This window comes from Ruegeria sp. BC5, from assembly GCF_056539205.1.
Genome location: NZ_JBQFUN010000003.1, coordinates 157,426 through 178,538, shown reverse-complemented (window position 1 = coordinate 178,538; position 21,113 = coordinate 157,426). Strand labels below are relative to the sequence as shown.

The 21,113-nt window shown below is 54.3% G+C and carries 26 protein-coding genes; 10 read left to right on the top strand and 16 right to left on the bottom strand.

What is annotated here, in order from left to right:
- The 3 genes from ACR0LY_RS10570 to ACR0LY_RS10560 are packed head-to-tail and all read right to left on the bottom strand — an operon-like array spanning position 1 to position 1,545.
- Positions 1–1,119 (bottom strand): site-specific integrase, encoded by a 1,119-nt coding sequence (locus ACR0LY_RS10570; RefSeq protein ID WP_170349666.1) that lies wholly within the window; start codon positions 1,117–1,119, stop codon positions 1–3.
- Positions 1,119–1,289, bottom strand: coding sequence for a hypothetical protein (locus ACR0LY_RS10565; RefSeq protein WP_170349667.1), 171 nt, complete (start codon positions 1,287–1,289; stop codon positions 1,119–1,121). Before ACR0LY_RS10565 ends, ACR0LY_RS10570 begins: the two co-directional genes overlap by 1 nt.
- A 16-nt stretch (positions 1,290–1,305) precedes the next feature.
- On the bottom strand, positions 1,306–1,545 hold the full coding sequence (locus tag ACR0LY_RS10560) for a hypothetical protein (RefSeq protein WP_170349668.1): 240 nt from the start codon (positions 1,543–1,545) through the stop codon (positions 1,306–1,308).
- Between the two features lie 140 nt (positions 1,546–1,685).
- On the opposite strand from ACR0LY_RS10560, the gene ACR0LY_RS10555 reads away from it, so the two are divergent.
- The 3 genes from ACR0LY_RS10555 (at position 1,686) to ACR0LY_RS10545 (ending at position 4,056) form a co-directional block, all read left to right on the top strand.
- Complete coding sequence (locus ACR0LY_RS10555; RefSeq protein ID WP_170349669.1) at positions 1,686–2,108, top strand: helix-turn-helix domain-containing protein; 423 nt, start codon at positions 1,686–1,688, stop codon at positions 2,106–2,108.
- Between the two features lie 3 nt (positions 2,109–2,111).
- Complete coding sequence (locus ACR0LY_RS10550) at positions 2,112–2,420, top strand: hypothetical protein (RefSeq protein ID WP_170349670.1); 309 nt, start codon at positions 2,112–2,114, stop codon at positions 2,418–2,420.
- A 280-nt stretch (positions 2,421–2,700) separates the two neighbouring features.
- Entirely contained in the window at positions 2,701–4,056 is a 1,356-nt protein-coding gene (locus tag ACR0LY_RS10545) for a hypothetical protein (RefSeq protein ID WP_170349671.1), read from the top strand.
- 20 nt (positions 4,057–4,076) lie between these two features.
- Here the strand turns inward: ACR0LY_RS10545 and ACR0LY_RS10540 are convergent, their stop codons facing one another.
- Both ACR0LY_RS10540 and ACR0LY_RS10535 read right to left on the bottom strand, forming a co-directional pair.
- Complete coding sequence (locus ACR0LY_RS10540) at positions 4,077–4,769, bottom strand: DUF7002 family protein (RefSeq protein ID WP_438826483.1); 693 nt, start codon at positions 4,767–4,769, stop codon at positions 4,077–4,079.
- Complete coding sequence (locus tag ACR0LY_RS10535; RefSeq protein WP_170349672.1) at positions 4,769–6,367, bottom strand: adenylosuccinate synthetase; 1,599 nt, start codon at positions 6,365–6,367, stop codon at positions 4,769–4,771. The genes ACR0LY_RS10540 and ACR0LY_RS10535 overlap by 1 nt, the downstream gene beginning before the upstream one ends.
- Positions 6,368–6,470: 103 nt before the next feature.
- Here ACR0LY_RS10535 and ACR0LY_RS10530 point away from each other — a divergent pair, with 103 nt between their 5' ends.
- Entirely contained in the window at positions 6,471–7,037 is a 567-nt protein-coding gene (locus ACR0LY_RS10530; RefSeq protein WP_217360542.1) for a YfbR-like 5'-deoxynucleotidase, read from the top strand.
- 644 nt (positions 7,038–7,681) lie between these two features.
- Here the strand turns inward: ACR0LY_RS10530 and ACR0LY_RS10525 are convergent.
- From ACR0LY_RS10525 to ACR0LY_RS10500, 6 genes are all read right to left on the bottom strand, one after another.
- Positions 7,682–8,236, bottom strand: coding sequence for an ImmA/IrrE family metallo-endopeptidase (locus ACR0LY_RS10525; protein WP_170349673.1), 555 nt, complete (start codon positions 8,234–8,236; stop codon positions 7,682–7,684).
- Positions 8,233–8,604 carry an XRE family transcriptional regulator gene (locus ACR0LY_RS10520; protein ID WP_170349674.1) on the bottom strand — a complete coding sequence of 124 codons (372 nt, stop codon included), beginning with the start codon at positions 8,602–8,604 and terminating at the stop codon, positions 8,233–8,235. Before ACR0LY_RS10520 ends, ACR0LY_RS10525 begins: the two co-directional genes overlap by 4 nt.
- 201 nt (positions 8,605–8,805) lie before the next feature.
- Positions 8,806–9,090 (bottom strand): hypothetical protein, encoded by a 285-nt coding sequence (locus ACR0LY_RS10515; protein WP_170349675.1) that lies wholly within the window; start codon positions 9,088–9,090, stop codon positions 8,806–8,808.
- Positions 9,091–9,103: 13 nt separating this feature from the next.
- Positions 9,104–10,678: a relaxase family protein gene (locus ACR0LY_RS10510; protein ID WP_170349676.1), complete on the bottom strand. Its 1,575-nt coding sequence runs from the start codon at positions 10,676–10,678 to the stop codon at positions 9,104–9,106.
- Positions 10,672–11,058: a plasmid mobilization protein gene (locus tag ACR0LY_RS10505; protein WP_480640879.1), complete on the bottom strand. Its 387-nt coding sequence runs from the start codon at positions 11,056–11,058 to the stop codon at positions 10,672–10,674. The genes ACR0LY_RS10510 and ACR0LY_RS10505 overlap by 7 nt, the downstream gene beginning before the upstream one ends.
- Before the next feature lie 61 nt (positions 11,059–11,119).
- Positions 11,120–11,917 (bottom strand): hypothetical protein, encoded by a 798-nt coding sequence (locus ACR0LY_RS10500; RefSeq protein WP_480640877.1) that lies wholly within the window; start codon positions 11,915–11,917, stop codon positions 11,120–11,122.
- A 568-nt stretch (positions 11,918–12,485) separates the two neighbouring features.
- On the opposite strand from ACR0LY_RS10500, the gene ACR0LY_RS10495 reads away from it, so the two are divergent.
- The 6 genes from ACR0LY_RS10495 (at position 12,486) to ACR0LY_RS10470 (ending at position 16,847) form a co-directional block, all read left to right on the top strand.
- Positions 12,486–12,914 (top strand): hypothetical protein, encoded by a 429-nt coding sequence (locus ACR0LY_RS10495; protein WP_170349678.1) that lies wholly within the window; start codon positions 12,486–12,488, stop codon positions 12,912–12,914.
- A complete protein-coding gene (locus ACR0LY_RS10490) occupies positions 12,911–13,576 on the top strand; it encodes a MotA/TolQ/ExbB proton channel family protein (RefSeq protein WP_170349679.1) in 666 nt (221 codons plus the stop codon). Before ACR0LY_RS10495 ends, ACR0LY_RS10490 begins: the two co-directional genes overlap by 4 nt.
- Positions 13,569–13,934: a biopolymer transporter ExbD gene (locus ACR0LY_RS10485; protein ID WP_254437405.1), complete on the top strand. Its 366-nt coding sequence runs from the start codon at positions 13,569–13,571 to the stop codon at positions 13,932–13,934. Before ACR0LY_RS10490 ends, ACR0LY_RS10485 begins: the two co-directional genes overlap by 8 nt.
- The gene (locus ACR0LY_RS10480) at positions 13,931–14,308 is read left to right on the top strand and encodes an ExbD/TolR family protein (protein ID WP_170349681.1); all 378 of its coding nucleotides are present in this window, start codon (positions 13,931–13,933) and stop codon (positions 14,306–14,308) included. Before ACR0LY_RS10485 ends, ACR0LY_RS10480 begins: the two co-directional genes overlap by 4 nt.
- Positions 14,305–15,450 carry a TonB family protein gene (locus tag ACR0LY_RS10475; protein ID WP_170349682.1) on the top strand — a complete coding sequence of 382 codons (1,146 nt, stop codon included), beginning with the start codon at positions 14,305–14,307 and terminating at the stop codon, positions 15,448–15,450. Before ACR0LY_RS10480 ends, ACR0LY_RS10475 begins: the two co-directional genes overlap by 4 nt.
- A 374-nt stretch (positions 15,451–15,824) precedes the next feature.
- On the top strand, positions 15,825–16,847 hold the full coding sequence (locus ACR0LY_RS10470) for a porin (protein ID WP_170349683.1): 1,023 nt from the start codon (positions 15,825–15,827) through the stop codon (positions 16,845–16,847).
- A gap of 58 nt (positions 16,848–16,905) precedes the next feature.
- Here the strand turns inward: ACR0LY_RS10470 and ACR0LY_RS10465 are convergent, their stop codons facing one another.
- From ACR0LY_RS10465 to ACR0LY_RS10445, 5 genes are read right to left on the bottom strand one after another with little or no spacing between them, the layout of a single operon-like run.
- Entirely contained in the window at positions 16,906–17,448 is a 543-nt protein-coding gene (locus tag ACR0LY_RS10465) for a DUF3833 domain-containing protein (RefSeq protein ID WP_170349684.1), read from the bottom strand.
- Positions 17,445–18,062 carry a DUF3833 domain-containing protein gene (locus tag ACR0LY_RS10460; RefSeq protein WP_170349685.1) on the bottom strand — a complete coding sequence of 206 codons (618 nt, stop codon included), beginning with the start codon at positions 18,060–18,062 and terminating at the stop codon, positions 17,445–17,447. The genes ACR0LY_RS10465 and ACR0LY_RS10460 overlap by 4 nt, the downstream gene beginning before the upstream one ends.
- Complete coding sequence (locus ACR0LY_RS10455; protein WP_170349848.1) at positions 18,059–19,282, bottom strand: MFS transporter; 1,224 nt, start codon at positions 19,280–19,282, stop codon at positions 18,059–18,061. Before ACR0LY_RS10455 ends, ACR0LY_RS10460 begins: the two co-directional genes overlap by 4 nt.
- Positions 19,282–19,827, bottom strand: a complete 546-nt coding sequence (locus ACR0LY_RS10450) for a hypothetical protein (RefSeq protein WP_170349686.1) — start codon at positions 19,825–19,827, stop codon at positions 19,282–19,284. The genes ACR0LY_RS10455 and ACR0LY_RS10450 overlap by 1 nt, the downstream gene beginning before the upstream one ends.
- Positions 19,778–21,112, bottom strand: coding sequence for an NAD(P)/FAD-dependent oxidoreductase (locus ACR0LY_RS10445; protein WP_170349687.1), 1,335 nt, complete (start codon positions 21,110–21,112; stop codon positions 19,778–19,780). The genes ACR0LY_RS10450 and ACR0LY_RS10445 overlap by 50 nt, the downstream gene beginning before the upstream one ends.
- Position 21,113 lies beyond the last annotated feature (1 nt).

Below are 21,113 nucleotides of genomic sequence, written 5' to 3'. Positions count from 1 at the left end.
TCACAAATTATCCTTTCTCTGCTTGGGTTTGGTGTCAGATGTGACGAACCTCTCGGAAAGGTTCGACAAATTGCGCTCGCCATTTGGGCGAGCGACGAGTTTTTCAATTGCAGAATCGGCCATTCCCTCCCGGCCAGCTGCTTCGGTGTAGCGCTGCACGAGGGCCAGGGTTTTGTGCCCGGTGACTGCGCCGATCTCGTGCGCAGTCGCCCCGGCTTCAGCCAAACGGCGTGCACAGGCCTTGCGCAGCCCATGGGCGGAACATTGAGGCAGTCTAGCGTCTTTAGTCCAACGCTGCATTAGATTGCCTAAGCCACCGGCAGAGCGCATCGTGCCCTTCTGTGTGGCCAAGAAGGGACGATCCAGCGGTAACTTTTCCAGAACCTCGGCTAAGTCTGGATGTATCGGAACGGAAACCAGCAACCCGCCAGAGCGTTGAGTTTTTTGCCGTCGATATTCAACCTTACCGTTGCGGATGTTTTTCGGCCCCAGCTTAACCGCATCGACCCGTGCCGCTCCTGTGTAGAGCATGAGCGTCACCGCTGAATGCGCAAGCGTACCAGGCTTGTGGACTTTGAAGAACTGGGCCAGCTCGTCTTCGTCCCAGGTGTGGAAACCATCACCACCTACACGGAAAGGTTTTGTTCCACGCACGGGGTTGTCGCCTCGCCAATCCAAAGAGATTGCGAAATCCATCAGTTGGATCAGCCGCTTTCGCAGGTTGTTTGCCGCTGTGGGGGTCTCGGCCTTTTCAGCGAGGATTGTCTGCACATGCCTTCGGTGCATCAATCGAACCGGTTTGTCGCTGTGTTCCTCACGGAACTTTTCGATAATGCCGCGATAGACTTTCTGCGTGCTCGGCGCGAGATCGAGAAACTCAGGCGAGCGATACCATAACGCTATGAGCTGGCCGACGCTGTAAGGTTTGGTCCGACTCGCTCCCAGCGTTTCGCGCGTCTTTTGTCCATTTACGGCGTTCTCGTATCGCTGGACAAAATCCTCCGACCCATAGTCGCTCCCCAGCTCCGCCGAAAACCCACCTTTTCGAAACCGCCAACGCCGCTTCCCGTGTCGGTCGAAATAAGCAGTCGCGCCGGGAAACTGTTTGCGGCGTTTCACTACCGATCCCACGGGTTGTTAACCTCGTCGGTTTGTTTTTCGGTGCTGTAGATCACGACCTTGCCGTCGCGGCTAATTTCTGAACGCACGACCGGAATGCCTGCGTCCCGGTATGCCTTGAGGTATCTTGTCAATTCGGTCTGCGTTATTGACGTGCGAGGCATGTTCATGGAGTTTCCTAACGCGTCACAGGTTTGAGTGCTGAGGTTCGCCTAAAGGTAAGCTTGATAGCTTGTTGGTTGAGCGCTTGACCTTTGTGGCCTCACGCTGGAAACGCTCCCAGCCACTCATAGTGAGCAACTTAGTCTTAGTTGAAATCTCAACAAACTCCAGTCGCCCATCGTTCATCAACGCGCGAACTTGCGCTGCGCTGAGACCAACAATGTCTCCCAGCTCTTTGGGTGAAAGTAGTTTTTCTCGTGTCAAAACCTACTCCTTTTCATATGGTAGCGCGAATCGCATCAAACTTTCTTTGTCACTATGGTTCAAAACAAAACATGACGAATTGCGCACAATTGTGCGTATAGCATCCAAACGAACGCGCCCGCAAGAGGAATGCTGCCGAAATGGCGGATCGACCCTATGACTATTTAAGCTCGCTCGGCGCACGCATCGCGATTGCGCGAAATGAGCTTGGTATGTCGCAGGCGAAAATGGCGGAAGCGCTCGGAATTTCTCTGCGTGCGTATCAGAGTTACGAACTCGGAAAGCGCTCCATACCTGTCGAGCGCCTAGTTGAGCTGCATCGCAAATACGATGTGGATCTCAACTGGATACTCCTAGGCGCTGAGTCAGTAAGACTGCGGCACGACTTGGTCGCGCTGCAGGAATTCGAAGTCGCGCTAGACAGGCACTTATCCAACAGTGGTGTAAAGCTGAAAAGCGAAAAGCGTGGGGCCATCGCTGCACGTTGGTACCACTCTTTTTTAGAAGGAAAAGAGGTAGCCATGGACGACGTACACACTTGGATCGAACTACTTAGGGAGTAAAGCTTGGAAAAACCAACCATCAAGTGGCAGCGCGCCCGATCGGCGGCACTAGAAGGCGCGCATCGCAGAGTATTTGAACCAATAGGAAAGTGCTTGTTTAACGGGACGACAGTAGCAGTGTTTTCTCTTTTTTCAGTCTATTGCTTGCACAGTCTTTTCCCATACCAAGGTGATGAGATTTCGTGGTGGCAGGCGATACAGTCAGTAGTCGCAGGACTATCGATGCTGGCGATTCTGTTTTTTACCCTATTCGCTTGTCCAGTGGCTTTGCTTGATTGGCGTTTCCGGCGTGAATTGAGTGACCGTATTTGAACGTCGTGATGGAAACGCACAACTTTAGCGGTAGACTTCATCAAAAGGCGCGGCTTCAAGCTACGTTGCACCGGAACGCGACACAAATCTGAACAACTGGACAAGCAGTATCGCTGGCACCTAAGGGTCGATGCGTCCAGCGCTAATGTGGGGTTCAACAGTTCTATCAAAGCGTTTAAATCGGTGAAATGTGGCCGAATCCGTTTCCCAATGTGTGAAAGCTAAAACCAAGATAGCTTTGTTGACGACTTGTCAGAAAGCGCTGAGACAAAGGTGTTCGATGGCACTCCACAAAGATGAGATACTCGATAATCTAGCTGGCCGCGGTAATGTTGCTCAGTTCGTTGCCTTTGCTCCAGACAGCAACTGTCGTCCTCAGCAGACGTTTTGCAGAGTAAAAGGGCAGAAGCCAAATCAGCAATTTCGTGATGTTTTGTCAGCAATTCAAGCGCTTCTAAATAGAAGTGCCGACGGCAAGATAAACGTCAGAAGTTATCTACCCGAAGATCCGCGAAGCAGAGAATTTATCTATGCTTTGACCACAGCTGAAAATGCATATTCAGCAGTCGAACGTTTGAGTGCTGAGGGTTTGCACACGATTGTTAATGAAACAGTCGACATCAACGACGGGGGAGTATCTGGGGTCGTTCAAGGTGATGTTATTGAATTTAGTCCTGACGACACACCTCGTTGTGTTGAAAAACCTGGCGTTCTTTCGATGCCCTTCGGTCTGGGAATGTCACTACTAGAGAAAGTGTACGGATTCAGGCCTGACCTTTCAGCGAAATCGGGTGAGCGAACCGAGTTTAGCATCCATCCCATTGCTCGAGGCTGGAAGGGTACTCATACTCTATTGTGGGAACATGAAGAGAACGTAGATTCACCAGTTGAGCAACCCATAAAATGGCCAAACAACTTTAGTAGACATTTGGGAGATAAGGCATTCGGATTGCTGTTGGCCGACGAGTTAGGCGCTCCAGTGCCCACGACTTTGGTTGTCCCCAGGAAGCTTGCGCCATTTTCCTTCGGTTCAGCGACAGGTGTTGAGGAGGTTTGGACGCGAACATGTCCTGTCGAACCTCAACCTGGATTGTTTACGACCGTAAAAGGTTGGATTGATCCATTCGCTCTTATGGCTAACGAAGACCCAAATAGTTCCGAGATTGCATCGTTGCTAAGGCAAGACGCCGTTTCTGCCGAATGGAGCGGAGCTGCGATTACTAATAATGAAGGGGAAGTAGTAATCGAGGGGGTAGCAGGTGAAGGAGATAAGCTCATGCTTGGTCTCGATAAACCTGTAGTAGTGCCGAACAACATTGTCCGAGATGTGGAGTTGCTTCACTCAAAGCTTTCTAGTGAACTTGGTCCCGTCCGACTTGAATGGGTTCATGATGGAACACAAGCATGGTGTGTTCAGCTTCATGTCGGGGGGACGCAAACCAGCGGATCAATCGTAGTTCCAGGTGAAGCTGACGATTGGTCTCAAGTTCATGCAGAGCAAGGTCTTGCAGCTATTCGCAGAAGCTTAGACGAACTCCCTGAAGGGTTTGGAATTTTAGTGCACGGCGACGTGGGTGTCACAAGCCACATCGCCGACTTACTGCGGAAGAAGGGAGTACCTGCTCGGCTCGTTTAGAGTGACATGACAGTTAGGATCTAAGGGTGGTCGTCATCCTTTGCGTCAGGCGAGCGCCATAACTCTGTGCCTAGCGTGTCGTTTACCACCTCATGTACAGCGAGAACGTGATCCAAAATGTCGGGCACCGAGTGATCCACGAGTAGTTCAACGACATTGTTCTTGACGTTTCTCGTTTTGGACCTCTCTGCAAAGGGGAAATCATTTATACGTGCAAACGTGGCGAGACCTCGCGGTTGGGGCTTAAAAAGTGTGGCTCCACTATTGATTGGGCTAAGCCAAATCTTTTCTCGATGTGCTGAAACCAAGCTGGCAGTGTCGATAGTTAGTACGGTCTGGGGTAAATCGCGGTAGGCTCTTGCCCGCAGAAGCCGCCATATTCGATCGCGCGAAAGCCAAAAAAATGTCCTCGAATTGAGCAAGCCGTACCAATCACTTGGAGTAAGGCCATCTTCTAGGCATTTTGACAATGCTCCGTCGCTCATTGGTTTTTGATCGCGAATTACAGCACCCGGTCGCCCTGGTCGCTCCAAGGGCACAGATTCCGGTCTACGCATTGTTCGCAATTGTTCCTTCCGCGCTTCCTCAACTGAATAATCATCGAGCAGTGCGGAGGAGCTCATTAAGCCGCGCTCCCTAATTGCAGGCCAAGCTCCTTGGTGGGCCATATGCCAAAGACGCGGATATGTCTCTACAAGCTGTTGTTCGTTCATTAATCTGTCTCAGTTTCTAGAACACCGTCGACCGCAAAGTCCTTGGACACCATTGTCACGGGCACCCCAGAAACGCGCTCAATCCGTTGAATAAAGTCTCGAGTGTTTTCGTTTAACTCGTCGAATGACTTTGCGTCTCTATTTTCTATGCCCAGATAATCTGCAAATGTAATGGCGATCTCCGTTGCTCCATTCATTGTCACCGAGCGCCACAACTGCCCATAGTCAAATTTCGCGATACGGCGCTGTTTTTTAGACACTGTTCCTTTCTCAGTTTCCTTCAATTCATCAATTGGGATATTCGACTGTCGGCTCAACTCTTCGTATGTTAATTCAGGGCCAATCCAACCAGATGGTCCTCCCACTCTAATGGGATAGGTTCGCACCACCATTATCACCCGGTTGAGGCGCGCAGGAGCTATTCCAGCGTCCGACAGGCACCCAGCAACAGTCGTCTCTCTCGAAGTAACGTGCGGATAGAGGCCATGATGGATGCTGAGCATGGTGCCTTGGGTCCCTTCAACCAAAACACGCGCACCGCTTTCTAGAAGGTTCTCAAGGCAAAGCCGAACATCTTGGATGTAGTCCTTCAGTTCTTCTACATCTCTGGCCAATCGCACCGGCACACTCCAAGTTTCGTTTCCGCGGTTCAGAATTTTCCTCGCTGCAGCGGCACCTACACCTTGCCCGGTGGTTGAGATATTTTGCAGACCACCTGCTTCGATCTCCTGATCCCGGTCTTCAATAATCATGGCTTGAGGGTCGATGTGCAGCCGGTCCCCATCGAGGCTGTGATCTCCGATTTCTTTGAGAATTTGTGGGAGCCAAATTGTGGAGCCTGCGCCGATGAAAATCTTTGCCTTTGGATTGGAGCCAGTGCCTGATGGCAATTGCACATACTTGTACTCTGGCTCCGCTACACAATGACCAGCGTTTGGTCCTCCGATCCTTACGAGCGCTTCATAGTTTTTTGCGATGTGAGCGCAGACATTGCCCTTGCCTTCACTACCGTACTGTCCACCTACAATTACATCGACCAATCGTTTGGGATCATACTCATTTGCTTTTAGACCCCACCAAGCGGTGGCGGTACGTGCTAAACTCTCAGCGTCAACGTGATCTGTACTGAGCGACAAATCGGCAATCTTTTCTAATTCTGGAACCTTTTGTTCGGTTCCATGATTGGACGCCTCTAGATAGGTTTCAAACTCTTTAAGATCTGAGCTTCTTGATACGTAACGGCGCTCAAGCTCTTCAGGTTCTGCTGTCAAGTGAACGTGAAAGACGGATGAGCCAAAGCGACGTCGCAGTTCATTAATCTGGTTGGGAATTCTAGCGGAGTCTACGAGTAGTATTTCGGAAGAACTGCCTTCTTTAATCGCCTCATCAACTGCATCCGCTACCCATGATCCACTCGTTTTTTCGTCCAGCTGATCTCCGGCCATTTGCAGGGCACGTCGTTCGTTCTCACATCCCGTGGTTGCAAGGATGAATTTTCGAGTTGATACTCGCTCGGCCGGGTAGTTTCTTTCAATCGCAGCAATAAACTCAGATTTTCCAGCGCCTATAGGCCCAGAAGTAACGATAATCGTTTGCAAGACGATACTCCATATTATGTTTTCAAGTCCTGGGAACACTAAATATTGCGTTGGCGCCAAGTCTGTGCGAGTGAATGGTAGAGACTTTCAGGAGGGGTGCAATATGAATATGATACAGCAACAAGTTGTCGCAGTTCGGGTCGCAAAAGGACCGGAGATCATGTTGGCCAGCGGAAAGTGGTTTGACTTCCTCAACCCACACGGAAGTGAGTTCGACATTGAAGACATCGCTCATGGTCTATCAAAGGTCTGCCGCTACTCAGGACAATGCAAGGAGTTCTACTCGGTCGCTGAGCACAGCTTAATTGTTAGTGAACAAGTTGAGGATTTTGCCTTTGAGGCATTGCTTCATGACGCTTCTGAAGCGTTTATGGGCGATATCACTCGCCCGCTTAAGCAGCTGGTGCCGGAATTCAAGCGCCTCGAGGCTGAGATAGAAAGCGCCATTTCAGAACGCTTCGATCTTCGCTCAAACTACCGCAGCGTTGTGAAACAAGCTGACCTTCGGGTTTTGGCGGCTGAGCAAATTCAAATCATGGCTGAAGGCTGCGCGGATTGGGTCGAAGAGGCAGGTATTGAACCAGCTCCCATCGAAGTACGACATTTGACACCTGAAAAGGCCAAAGATGAGTTTCTCGCGAGGTTCTACGAATTGCGGAGTTCCCGCTAGATTTTTTTTCAGAAAAGCGGCCACTGAATCAGGAATTGCACTCCAAATTCGCAATTTTCTACAGCATGCAGAAAACTCACCAATTGTCGCGGATGTTGAGCAAATGTGTATTGTGAGTGGCCGCACGATAGCGGCCACTGCGTTTCTATTTTTTTCGTCTTATTGTTTCGACAACATGTGTCGCTTTTTTTGACCTTGCTCGTTTTACAGTAGTGAAACGACCGGTTTTGGCGCTTCGGCCTACTTTGAATGTTTTCTTAGCCATGTGTATGTTCCGTTTCGGCAAGTGTGTTTAGGAAGCAGGCGGCATGCCGCCTGCAAATGACTTTGATGCATCAGCTTATTCCGGGATTAGAATAGGCCATGCGCGCAACCCATACGCTTTCGCGTAGAGCCGTTGACCGGAGTTTGGGCATGTTCGCCAAGGGCGAAAAACATACCTAAATCCAGGCGGTGGAGTGAAAGAACGCTTAGTCATTTCACTGTCCTCTTCGGGGCGTATCTTGCCATTTGACCCGAAATGCGCTAGTTCAGCCCTTGCTAGGAGACTGATTTGCATTCACGGGAGGCTCTGCATCGTCTAGCCCCTAATGCACGATATCAGAATTCAATGAGGGCTCAGGCTGCAACCTGAGCCTTCTTTTTTAGATAGCCAACCCTTTCCCAAGTTTTTCCAAGCGAATTCGTGCCGCTGTTTTTGAAACTCCGAAGCGTTCCATCACGGCATTCGTATTGTCGAATGCCATAATGTGCTGTTCCGGCATCAACAGAGTGGCGGCAAATCTGTCGGCTTGTTTCTCTGCAGATTCGAACGCCCGCAACTTTTCAAACCTATCAGTCCGCGCAAAGGGTTGATTTTGTCCGGTATGAAGCAAAAAGTGACCCAGTTCATGTGCCAATGTATAGCGGGGTCGCCTTCCGCCCGAGCAAGCTTCTTCATAAACGTCCTCACGAATTCGGATGAATGATCCCTCTGGACAAGTCAATCCTTCGGCGTTGCCCATTTCGTCAACAGTTCCGACTTGGAAGCTAAAATCTGCCTCATCGCCCACAACTAGCGGCAATACGTTTTCCAACACCTCCACAACAGGGAAGTAGGGGATATCCGTTAAGTGAAGCAGCTCTCGAAGCCTATCAGCGACCCCGTCAACTTGCGTCCACTTTAGAGGGGACACTCTGTAGTCATAAATATCGCTCATCTGTCGCTACCTTCCTTGCGCAGAATTGCCAATATTTTCTCCAACTCGTCTGCAGAGAGTGTATTCATAGTGGAATTCATTCTGCGAGCCATTAGACCCGCAGTGTCTCGCTCCAAGGGCGATTTTGGCTCAATAGTAAATGCTCTACGTGAAGCATCAGCGGCTGAGCGAAGTTCATCGGCAGAACTTTCAGTTAATTTGTAAGCGACGATAACGAGCTCCTCGAAGCCCATTGGCGGGCTTTTATCGCCACGCTCAACGGCGGAGATGAATGCGGAAGATTTATTTATGCGCTTAGACATGTCCAAGAGGCGTTCATCCTCTTCAATGCGCAATTTTCTTAGTGCCTTACCAAACTCTGTGATCATGGCAGTCTCCCATCTTGGTTAACAAGTGATTATCAGGTTTGGATGAAAAATTCAACCTTTAGGTAGAAGAATTTACCAAGAAGGAAGAATGTCTCCGGGCTTCCCGAAAATTGATTTTGTGCGCACAAGAATAGAACGACCGTCCAACGCGACTAACGGCACATCAACAATGACTTATGATTGGAAGACTTGCGGTCAGCGCTAAACTGTCACGACTAGTCCTACGGAAAGATCCGTTGCATCCATTTCCAACTCTCGGATCAAAAACCCTTTTTGTCCCCACTTCTGAATATAGCGCAGGTAACGGTTGCTTTGTGCATCAAAAAAGAGACAGCGGATGTCGCTGTATTCGCCCCAGACACCGGCAACTGCAAACAGCGGGATACCATTTGGCAAGCGGGGCACCTTCTTAAAGGTTCGATAGTCGATTCCGTAATCAAGAGCTTGACGAAAACTCATGGTGAAACGCTCGTGTTGAAACTGCATGTTTTCGCCCAGATTAAAGATGGAAACCGTAATCGAGGTCTGATTCCCGCAAACGCTCATTTAGCTCTCTTGCAGCCGAATTTCGGCGTCCCTCGCTAGCTTCAAACTGGTCTGCAAGTTCTCTTCCAGCGTCGTGTAGTTCTGTTCTTCGGTCAGCAAGTCGGACAATGTAGCTACGGACTTGAGATGTGATTTCATTAGCAGTTCGATACACAGCGCTAAGCCATTTAGTCTGGCCTCGATCACGGTCGTCGAGCGTTCTTCCAAATTGCGCAATTCCGTGGCGGAGGTCTCGCAAGCCGTCACCAACTGCTCGACGCACGCGAGCAAATCTCGCTCCAAGGCTGTCAGGGGTTGATCCATCTAGTTCGGCTCCACTCTGATGCAGGAAACCAATCGGCTCGCCACCGAACAGGTGCGCATGCTTGATGTTTCTGGCGGCAGGATCAAATAAGTCGCTCCCTCGTGAATTACCGTCTGGATGCCCAATCTCTCTAGCTGTGTCGAGGTGGCTATCGTTGAGAGTTTCCAGCTCCACAGAAAAGTCAGTCCTAAGGTTGCTGCGATCAACACCATACAGGCCGTTATCACCGCCCAAGGTGAGATCTGAATTAGGAATTTGATCTTGTCGATGTGACTCTGCCAGGTCGTCCCGCTCCAATCCAAAAACGTGCGGGTATCGGCTTCGATTGTATTCCGCGCGAGTGTTACACATGCTTGAATATCGCTCCTGAAGCTCTGCAATTGAGAATCCATCAAGGCGGCGTGCTCTTTTCGGATCTTGTCCAAGTCCGCGTTCAATTTCTCGCTCAGCCGGGTCGGCTTGCCAGTCGTCATGGAAAATCCCTCCTTTCAATCGCCAGCGTTCGCCTGTGTCGGGGTCTTTAGCGGTGATGTAATTTTTGCTTACGCGTGGGATATCGAAACCTGCGTCGGTCAGAGCATCGACCATGCTTGCGCGGTCGGTGATGGTGCCGATGCTGATCTGGTCTAAGATCCATTCGTGCAGTTCTTCGCGGCCCTGTGCCCTAGTTGGGGCCTCAACGGTGGCTTGAACCTCCCGTGCGCGTTCCAGATCCATCGGATCGACCCAGTCATGCGTCTTGTTCATCAGTTCGCGCAGACTGTCATAGGCTGTCCGATAGCCAGGTGGCGCGATGTTGAGGCTTTTACCGGTTGTCAGCTCCAAACGCGGTGCACAGAAATGCAGTTCAACGCGGTCTTCGTGGCTGTGCCGGACCCAGAGCAAGTCGAATTGCTCACTGTCCATACCAGCGAACGCTAGTTCCTCGAAGGCGTTCATGACTTCGGCCTGCTGGGCTTCGGTGGGTGCATCCTCGCTGGCAAAGCTGATGACTCCCGCGCGGTAGGTCCACTGATTGCGACTGGCGTCGATTAGGGCCTCGGTGCGGGCGGGATCGCCGCGCAGCACTTCGGGCAAGGGATCACGTATGACCGTCATGGGTTGGCCATCAGCATCGCAGATTAGATCGCGATTGGCGTCATAGGCCAAGACTTCACGCGTGACGAGATAGCCAACTGGGCCAGCACCCGCGCCTTTGCCATTGGGAAAAAACTTGATCAGCATTGTCGTGCCTCATCAAGGATCTTGGTAAGCTGGCGTTCAATCACAACTAATTGTCGGGCCACGACCATCGCATCCAGGTCAACCTGACCAACCAGAAGCGCCCGATTCACAAACCGCGCTACCTGGTTGAGGTTACCGCCAATGCGTCCAAGCGCCAGAACCAGAGCGGGGTCAACGCGAGGCGCAGGCTTGCGACGACGTGCTTCCGTCAAACCCAAGGCTTCGCGCAAGAGGGTCGCGGCGGACACTCCGGCAGCTTCGGCTTTGGCGCGAAGCTCTGCCTTCTCAGCAACGCTACATCGAAAGACGAATGTCTCGGTGAGCGGCGCTTTGGCGAGGGGCGTGCCTCCGCCGGTGGGGTTCGAAGGGGAGGCTTGCAACCCCTCGCAAGGTCCCGTGTTAGCAGCGCCAGCGTATGACATGGGTCGCCTTGCTCTTTGCTCAGACCGCATGGCACAGCTCCTGCTTCGATGGTACAAACAGGGTCCAGCCTTCGGTGAGGAGCCAACTGCGCAACGTGGGCCACTCGTTTTTGTTCGTTGGAGGGAACCTGCCGGGGAGCCAGTAACCGCGCTCGTTGTTTTCGATGGCTTCAGGAAGTACCCGGTCGATCCAAGCACCAAACATTTGTTCGGTGAACTGCTCCCATTGGCGGCAGCCGAAAGATTGGCGCGAGACGAAGACGGGTTGCGCGCACCCCACGCGCGCCGAGTCGGATGGCCCTCCATCCGGCAGATCCGGCTCAAGCGCGGGGTTTTGTTCTTTAGATGGTTCTTTCTTTATATAGGAAAGATCACCCATGCGCCCTTTGTCTGTCACGGGTGAACCCTTTTGCCCTTCCGAAAGGCTCATCGGTGCATCCTTTTTCCTCTGGCGAAACGGGATGATTTTTGTTGGAGAGCGAAGGTCGTATTCTGTGTGATTGCCTGCCCCACGCCCTTCAGTTCGAAACAGCCAACCGAACTCGACAAGCTGTTTGAGGCAACGTTTGATGGTTGCTAGCGACATTCCGACCAGGAACTCATCAAGCGTTTTTAGTGAGGGATTGAGTTGGCCGGTCCTGTCGTTGGCGAACTGTACCGAAAGCGCTGAGGCTACTACCTTAGTTGACGAGTTGAGGTCAGCGCATTGCAGGACGGCCTTGAGCCATTCAAAGCGATTGAGCCTAGACATATACGCCTCCCGCGATTGCGGACCGGCTGCGAATTTGGTATTCTGATCGTGCAGATAGATTTGCATTACCGTTGAGGTGGGTGGCCGCCCCCTCAGCGGTTTTTCTTTGAGTTTCAGTGTTTTTTTGGTTCGCCAGACGCTCGATTATTCTAGTATTTTCAATGCGCCATTTCCCGGGGTTCGTCAGTTTAAGTTGTTGATTTCGTTCAGCAGGTACACTCCTGCACGGCTCACCACTTTTTTCAATAAAAGCAAGATTTGTCGTGGAGCAGAAGCTGACGTTACCACGAGGTTTGTTTGCACCCCTTCCCCGATAGCTATTCACGTGTGAGTGTGCTTGCGAACGAGAAATTTAAGCCGATCAGACCTGAAGTGGGCGCAGGTCCGACATGTAAGTCTGTTCGTGCCAGTGAGTGGACTGCGCGATGACAAATAGGACTGCCTGCAACTGCCCCAGTGACATCAACTAGAGCAGCACGCTGTTGCCCTGGACCCGGCAATAGGGTTGAACGGGTCGAAAATCGCACTTTATCACAAAGATGTCCGCAACCCTTTCGCGCCCCAGCGGTCTTGGATAAGACGGACATAGCGCTGTCAGAACCTCTGCCTGCGTGAAACAATTGGGAGCGTATTCATGAAGTTTCGCCCTTTGGCCCTTGCTGCCATCGTTAGCACGCTGCCCTTTGCGGCTCAGGCCCAAACTGCGAAGGATGCGCCGGGGTTGGTGGTCGAGCTGAACGCGACTGAAGATGTCGAAGGCGCCTGCCGTTTGACCTTTCTGGTCGAAAACGAAACTGCAACGGCGATAGACACTGCCAATTATCAGGTGGTGATTTTCGATGCCGCTGGTGTGTTCGAACGCTTTACCCTTTTTGGATTTCGGGACCTGCCAGCGGAACGCCCCCGCGTGCGTCAGTTTGATGTACGCGACATCGCCTGTGAAAATCTTGGGCGGGTTCTGATCAATGGGCTAAGCGGCTGTACCGTCGACGGTGCTGACAGCGAAATCTGCGACAAGACACCAACCTTGCGCAGCCGTACTGAAGTGGAGCTTTTGGGATGAGTATTCTTGACGCCCTGCGTGAAATTCTGGCCCTGGGCGGGCCGGTTGTGGCCATCCTGATCGCCATGTCCGTGGTGACGCTGGCGGTGACGCTTTACAAGCTTTGGCAATTCGCCGCCTCGGGTGTTGGTCGGCACCGGGTTCTGTCGCAGGCGCTGGACGCTTGGGATGCCGGCGACAAGCAAGCCGCCCGCGCGCGACTGGCCAAAAGCAACAGCTATCTTGCGCCGCTGGTCGGCGTGGCGATGGATGCGCCGGACGCACCCGGTCTGGATCAACGGTTGGATGCCGAGGCGGGGCTGGCGCTGGCCGGGCTTGAACGTGGTTTCCGTCTTCTGGACACGGTGGCGCAGCTGGCGCCGCTGTTGGGTCTGTTTGGTACGGTTCTGGGCATGATCGAAGCGTTCCGCAGTCTGCAAACCGCCGGGTCTTCGGTTGATCCGTCGCTGTTGGCGGGTGGTATCTGGGTGGCGCTGGTGACCACTGCGGTGGGCCTGGCGGTGGCGATGCCGACCTCGATGGTGCTGTCGTGGTTCGAAAGCCGCACCGCGCGGGAACGGGTGTTCGCCGACAAGGCGCTGCGCACGGTACTGGTGCCGGGGCAGGCCATCCCGCTGGCCGAGGACGCACAGAGCATGGCGGCCACGCCCGGACATGCGTAACCTCGCACCCTTTGTCAGGCGACCACTGGCGATGACACCGCTCATCGACGTGATCTTTCTGTTGCTGCTGTTTTTCATGCTGACCTCGACCTTTTCCAAATATGGCGAGATCGAGCTGAGCGCCGCAACCGCGGGCAACCCGACCGCGGACACACCTCAAGATCGCGCCTTTGTGCAGCTGGGAGAAGAAAGGCTGGTTCTGAACGGTACTCCGGTCACGCTTGCGGACCTGACCACACAGGTGACGACCGGGCAGGTGCTGGTCAGTTTGGACCCTGACACGACGGCGCAGCGGCTGGTGGACCTGCTGGTTTTGCTGCGCGGGCGCGAGGGCCTCAGCGTTCTGGTGCTGGAATGATCCGTCCTGGCCGCCCCCGCCGCAAACGCGACTCGACCATTGCGCTGATCAATGTCGTGTTCCTGATGCTGATCTTCTTTCTGATCGCGGGAACGGTGGCCACGCCGCTGGATCCTGATCTGAATCTGGTCGACACGTCCGAGTTGGAAGGCCGCGAACCGCCCGATGCGCTGGTGTTGCACCGGGACGGAACGCTCAGCTTTCGCGGCGCGCCGATGGACCCCGAAACCTATATGACAGGGCGCGACCCCGGACCGGTACGTATCGTCCCGGATCGCGAGGCGCCGGGCGCTCGGCTGATGGAAGTGACGGCTGAACTGCGGCGACTGGGCGCCGTATCCGTGTTTGTCGTGACCGAAAAGGCTCTGGAATGATCCGGGGGTCGGTGGTCATTGCGGTTCTGGCCGCGCTTCTGTCGCTGCTGCTGCATCTGACGGGGCTAAGCCTGACCGCACCCAGACTGACCGGGCAATCAGGTGACACTGATACACCCGACAGGGTCGAACTGGGCAACAGTTTCGAAGATCTGGTTGAAGCCGTCGCTGAACCTGTGGAGCCCGAACCGAAGGAAACGCCTGAACCTCCGGTCGAAGACCCGCCCGAACCTGCCGAGATTCCAACCAGCGAAGTGCATGTGGCCTCGGACGATCCCCAACAAACCTTTGCGCCCGATACGGGCACCTCAGAAGTGTTGCAGCCCGTTTCCCCCGAACCGGTCGAGTCAGAAGCCCCCGAACCCCAAGAGACCACGGATGGCGACCAGAGCGCCAGTGACGAGGTGGAAGAAACTCCGGACGTAGAAACTGCCGAGGTTGTCGAAGTCCCAGAAAGCAACCCCGAGGTGACCGAGCCGATTACTGAGGCCGCGGCACCTGAACCGGTTGAGGCCGAGCAGCTTGCCGCGCTGCCGGACCCGTCGGAAGACGTATTGCCATCAGTTGCGCCGGATATCCCCATTGAAAGCGAGGCGGTCGAGCCCGATATTCCCGCAGTCCCGGCCGAATCCGCACCGCAGGCAGAGGAAAGCAGCGAAGGATCAGAGCTGGCCGTGGCCTCTTCGATCCGCCCACAACTGCCGGATCGTCGCCCACAGTCTGAACCGCGGGACGTGTTGCGTAGCGTGCGGGATTTCAGCAACCTTCGGTATCCATCGCGCGAAATTGAATCCCCCCTGACCACATACGCACGCCGGGGTGTCGACAGGTTTACATCGGGCAATAGCGGCAGGCGCTCAGGCGGGCGTGGGCCCGGAAATTCTGACCGGACGAATTATGCCGGAGAGGTTCTGGTTCACCTGAACCGCGCGCCGATCGTCTATACAGCAGCGCGGGGCTTTGCGAGGGTGTTTTTCGTGATCAAGCCGGACGGAACCCTGGATTATGTAGAAGTGGTGGATACCAACGGCACACCGGATCTTGAACGGGCAGCCAAGGCACAGGTGGCAGCGGCCTCACCTTTTCCGAAACCGCCCGGAGGTGTCAGCCGGTCGCTGTCTTTTGTCTACTACGGCAACTGATCTGCCGAAGAGCTTGGCAGGCTGAGCAGGTATATTCGAAAGCGTTGGATTTTGCCGATCAGCGTGGCCGTAAGGCGTTGGCATGAGTATCGAAAACACCATTTACGGCTATTGGGTCAGTCTCTTTAAATTAAAGAGGTCGCGGCCTTTTTCTGCGATCAACTTTTTGTAACGGCTTCTGGAAGCTATGCTAATTATCTAAAAATAAACAATAATAATTAGTTTATCTGATTTCACCTGTGCAAAGTTGCAACGCAAGCCGAGGGCAAGACGTTCGAATGTCCGCGGGCCCTGTTGAGCATGCCCGCGATTTGTTCGACTAGGCGCTCAGCCACACTTTGTAGCCAAACTCCTCTCACTCTCATGGACTTATCATGAAACAACTTCTTTTTGCGTCGACCGCAACAATTGCAACCGCAGGCATCGCAGCGGCCGAATCCGGCATCAACCTCAGCGGCTATGGCCGTTTTGGTATTGGTTACCTTGAGGACCGTCAGAACACGACACTGACCACCACCACAGCCAATGGTACGGTAAACCAATTCACGGCGGATTCTGACGAGGCCATCCTGATCTCACGTTTCCGTCTGAATATTGACGGTTTCACGGAAACTGACGGTGGCGTTCGGTTTGAAGGTCGTGTTCGTCTGCAGGCCGACGAAGACTCCGACACTGGTGAAGCCAACAACGCCGGTCTGAACGGCGCGAGGTTCTCTGTTATCTATGGTGGCTTACGTGTTGACGCCGGCAACGTGGCCGGTTCATTCGACAATCTGGATGACTATTTCGGCACCGAGCCCGGCCTGGAAGAGTTTCTGGGTCAGTATTCGGGCGTGAACTACTCGTTCCTCGAGTATGAATCGACCGGTTCGGGCGACAATGCCGTGTTCTTCCAGTACACCGTTGGTGATTTTGCTGTTTCGGCGTCTTACGACCAGAACACCATCTTTGCAAACAATGGCACTGGCTCAACCACGGACCGTGACCGCTGGGACGTAAGTGCGGCTTATACTTTCAACAACATCACCGCCTCGCTGGTTTATGGTGAAACCGATGAAGGTGATGGTGTCGAAAAGGAAAGCCTGACCGTCTTCACTTTGGGTGCCGAATTCAATGACTTCTACGGAACGCTGTTCCTGGCGGACGACGATGTGGCCGATGATGATGAAAACGGCACTGCTTACGGTTTCTCGGTCGCCTATAATCTGGGTGCAGCGACCACGTTGCAGTTGGTCTATGGTGACGGATCGGCCGATAATGACACGCGCAACATCGGTGTGGGCGCCATCTATGATCTGGGTGCGGGCGCTACACTGCGTGGTGCTGTTGGCGAAGTTAAAGACGGTGACGACGACGGCCGGATTCAGGCCGACTTTGGTGTCTGGTTCAACTTCTAAAGTGGCCTGATTGACCTAAGTTCAAGGGCGGGCCTTTGGGCTCGCCCTTTTGGGTGGCTTACTGTTTTTCAAAGAACAGGATGACCTCGCCCAGCCGTACGCCATATCGCGAAACATAGGCGCGGTTCAGCAGACGATCATCGCTTAGCAGCCACATCCAGTCGTCAAAGTTGACCCGCATGGTGCCGTCTTTGATCGGCAGATCGATCTTGTATGTCCAGTTGAAGGTATCACCACGCTCGACCCCGCTGGCAGCGCCCAGAACGCCAGGCGCAGTTCCGGTCCAGGTGTCCTGACCGGTTTTGATCAGGGTCCAGATGCGTTGTTCGGTGGCGCCGTCGTCATAGACGAAATCCTCGATCAGGGTCAGGGTTTCACCATCCCAGGTGCCTTGGATATCCACCGTAAATCGGCGAGGGACATTGCCCAGAACATCCTGAAACTGACCATAGGCGACGGTTTTGCCTTCAAAGAACTCCTCAAGATTCAACTGCCGGTCGGACAGAAAGCTTTTAGGTACGCGCGGCTTGGCGGAACAGGCGGTCAGCGCGGCAAGCCCCGCGATGGCAAGGGCCGCGATCAGGATGCGGCGGGGCGTCATTGCAAGGTCCTCGTTTCTACCGCGGTGTCATAGCCATTTGAACCGCTGACATGCGCAGCTTTAGCTTCGGGCGCGGGGCGCATAGTGGCGACCAGTTCAGCGACCTTGATGCCGAATTTGCGCATCTCGGACCGGTTCATGATCACACCGTTCTCGGTCAGGTACATCCAATCGGTGACGTCCAGTGTGTGCCCGCCCGCGTCTTGGGGCAGGATGATCCGATAAGTCAGCTTCACGGTCGATCCCGAAATTGTGCCGTGACCCTCACCGACGATATCTTCTGCCGTCGCGGTAAGCGTGTTGCCCGTGCCCAGCGTCAGATGCCATTTGCGGGTCATCTTCTTGCCGTTGGAATAGGTGAAATGCTCGGTCAGCGTGCCGGTGTTGCCATTCCATTTCCCCACCATACGGGCGACAAAGCTGTTCGACATCTTCCCATTGGGGCCATAGACCAGCCCTTCGGACAGGATTTCGCCGTTCAGGACTTCTTTCATTTTAAAGGCAGGCCCGGTGCCGCTGTAATCGGCAGGGGATTGCGAGCGAAAGCTTAGGAACCGGCGCTGAGCTGCGACTAGAACAAGGATGGCAAGCAGTAGGATAGCTACGATAGTCATTTGGCTGAGACCTCAGAAGGCAACGTCAGGACCAGCCCGAACGCGCCGAGTTTCAGGATGCAGGGCAGCACGGCATAGGCGAGGGTGAGCGTCCGCAACGCCTCGGCCGAGTTTGCCTGTCCTGGGGTGAACCCGCTGCGTTCCAGCAGCGGCAGAGTGAAAAAGGCAGCGAGCGCGAGGCCCAGCTTGCCAGCGAATGACCAGATGCCAAATGCGGCGGATGCGTTCAGCCCCGCCCGCGTCAGCGCGACTGAGAACATCGCGGGCAGCACCACCATATCCGCCCCCAGTGCCGCGCCCGAGGCCAGGCAGATTGCGGCGAACCCGGTCAGATTACCGGCGGACAACAAAGCTGCGCCAACAAATCCCGCGATCGACAGGGGCATGGCGATGATCAGTGTTCGTTTCGGGCCAATCCGGTTAGCCAGCTTTGCCCAAAGCGGAACGCTGGCCCCGGCGCTGAGGAAGAACAGGATCAGCAGTGGTCCGGCTTTTCCCGGCAATTGCAGGCGATCTTCGACAAAGAACAAAAACAGGGTCGAAGTGATGGCCACTGGCAAGCTGTTGACCAGCGCCAGCAGCAGCAAGCGCAGCGCACCAGCTTGTGCGAGCCCATTGAACGACAGGCCATCGCCAGTAATCGGGGGTCGGCGCCAGATTGGGATCGTCAGGGTCAGGGTGAAGATCGCGATCAGGCCCAGAAACAGGCCAAAGGCGGGATAGCCCTGCGCGCTGGCTCCGAATCCTACGAACAAGGCTGGGGCGCTGGCTGCAAGGATGACGCCTGTCAACTGCCCGCCTTCGCGCCATGCGGCCATTATTATCAACTCTTTCGGCTCTGGCTGTATGGCAAGCGTCGCGCTGCGACCGTAAAGCAGGATGGTGCCTAAGCTGTAGGCTGAGAATAGTAGAATTAAAACAGAGACTAATAAGGCAATATTTGTTCCCGGCGGCAGTCCAAACAGCATTGGAAACCCGATCGCCAAACCAATCGCAGCGGTCGCAGCAAACAGCAGTTGCGCGTTTGGCCAGCGGTCTATGGCCCAACCAATCAGCGGATCCTGCACCAGATCGATTAACCGGATCACCAGCAGAACGGTGCCGATCACACCCAACCCGATACCAAGATTGACGGCAGCAAATCGCGGCAGATGGATATATAGCGGTATCCCCGCCGCAGCGAGCATCAGCGCATACAGACTGACACGCGGGTACAGCATCATCCGCCCTTCAATTGCCGGGTGAAACTGCCCGATCGGGTGTTGTCGCCCAGAAAAATGGACATAAAGGCGCTTTTGGCGCCGGGATAGGACAGGGTACAGGTCTTTTGGCCGTTTCGCCAAAATCCAACTTTGTTCGGGCCTTCCGAGATTGCAATATAGTTGTCGCCCTTGCTAACCGCCTGAAAACACTTCTGCAACTGGGCCTGCGTCGGGGCAGGGTTTCCTTGTCGAGCCATCTCATCCAACGTCGATTCAACCAGTGCTTTCTGTTTCAGGGATTTGCGATAGGTCAGCTGCAATGCAAAGTCCTGCGTCCAATTGAGCGTGCTGCCTTGCGGCGTATACAGCTTGGCTTCGTAGATCGGCATGCCCAAAAACCGGAAGGTTGCGCTGCCTCTGAGTTGCGCATCAGTCAGCGTCTGGGTGATCGGTGACGCGGCCAACCCGCCCGGGGCCAGCACGATCACAGAAAACAGTGCAGCGCGGCAGGTATCAGAGATCAGCCGAGGCAGGGATGGCCGGGTCTTGTGCAGGAATGCCATTTTCAGCTCCGAGTGTGTGCGGGGTGCCGTTAAGGCGCTCAACAACATGCATCGCGCTGGCAATCCCGTCTTCGTGAAAGCCATGCCGGTTGTAAGCCCCGGCAAACCAGGTTCGGTTCTGTCCCTGCATCTCGCGGATTTGCCCCTGAGCTTTCAGGGCCGCTTTGTCGAACACCGGATGGGCAAACTCGACCTTGTCATAGATTTTACCCGCAGGAATTTCCGAAGATGCGTTCAGCGTCACAAACAGCGGGTCGCTGTCTGGAATATTCTGCAGTCGGTTCATCCAGTAAGTCACGCCAACATTCCCCGCTTGCGAACGGTAGGTCCAGCTGGACCAGCACGCGCGACGGCGGGGCATCTGGCTTGGGTCGCAATGCAGGATAGCCGTGTTCGGTTGGTAACGAATAGAGCCTAACGCAGATCTTTCCGCATCTGTTGCGGTCTCGCCCAGAATGGCAAGGGACTGATCGGAATGGGTGGCCAATATGATTTCGTCGAACAGATCAACCTGACCCTGGCTCTGGACAGTCACACCGGCATCGCCGCGTTGAATATGCTCAACCGGGCAGGCCAGACGGATTTCACAACCGCGCTCACGTAACGCGGCATCGATGCGGCGGACATATTCGATGCTGCCGCCCTTGACAGTGTACCATTGATGCTGATTGGCGCGACCACTGGCCAGCAGGGCATGGTTGCGGAAGAATTGTACCAGCGAGCGGGCCGGGAACTGATCCACAAACTCCACCGGAGTGGACCAGATCGCGCCGCACATCGGCATCAGGTAATTGTGGCGGAACCAATGGCCTAGGCGCAGTTGATCGACCAGCTCTCCGATCGTGGTGTCATCGTCACGTGCGGCTTCGGGGGCTTCTTTGCCAAAGCGCAGGATGTCCGCGATCATCTTATAATAGGCAGGCCGTGCGAGGTTGCGTTTCTGCGCCGTCAGGGTGCGCAGGTTGTTCAGACCGTATTCAATGCGGCCGTTGTCGATGGTGGCACCAAAGCTCATCTCGGATTTGATGACGGGCACGTTCAGCTCATCGAAGAGGCGCGTCAGATAGGGGTAGGTGGCATAATTGAAGACGATGAAACCGGTATCGACAGGTTGGTCGCCGTTTTTGCCTGCCATGACGGTTCGGGCATGGCCGCCCAGTCGGGGTTCGGCTTCGAACACGGTCACATCGTTGTTTTTTGACAAATAGTAAGCGGCCGACAGACCTGAGATACCTGCACCTACTACCGCGATTTTCTTGCGTACGCCTCGGGTTTCGTCGAACATG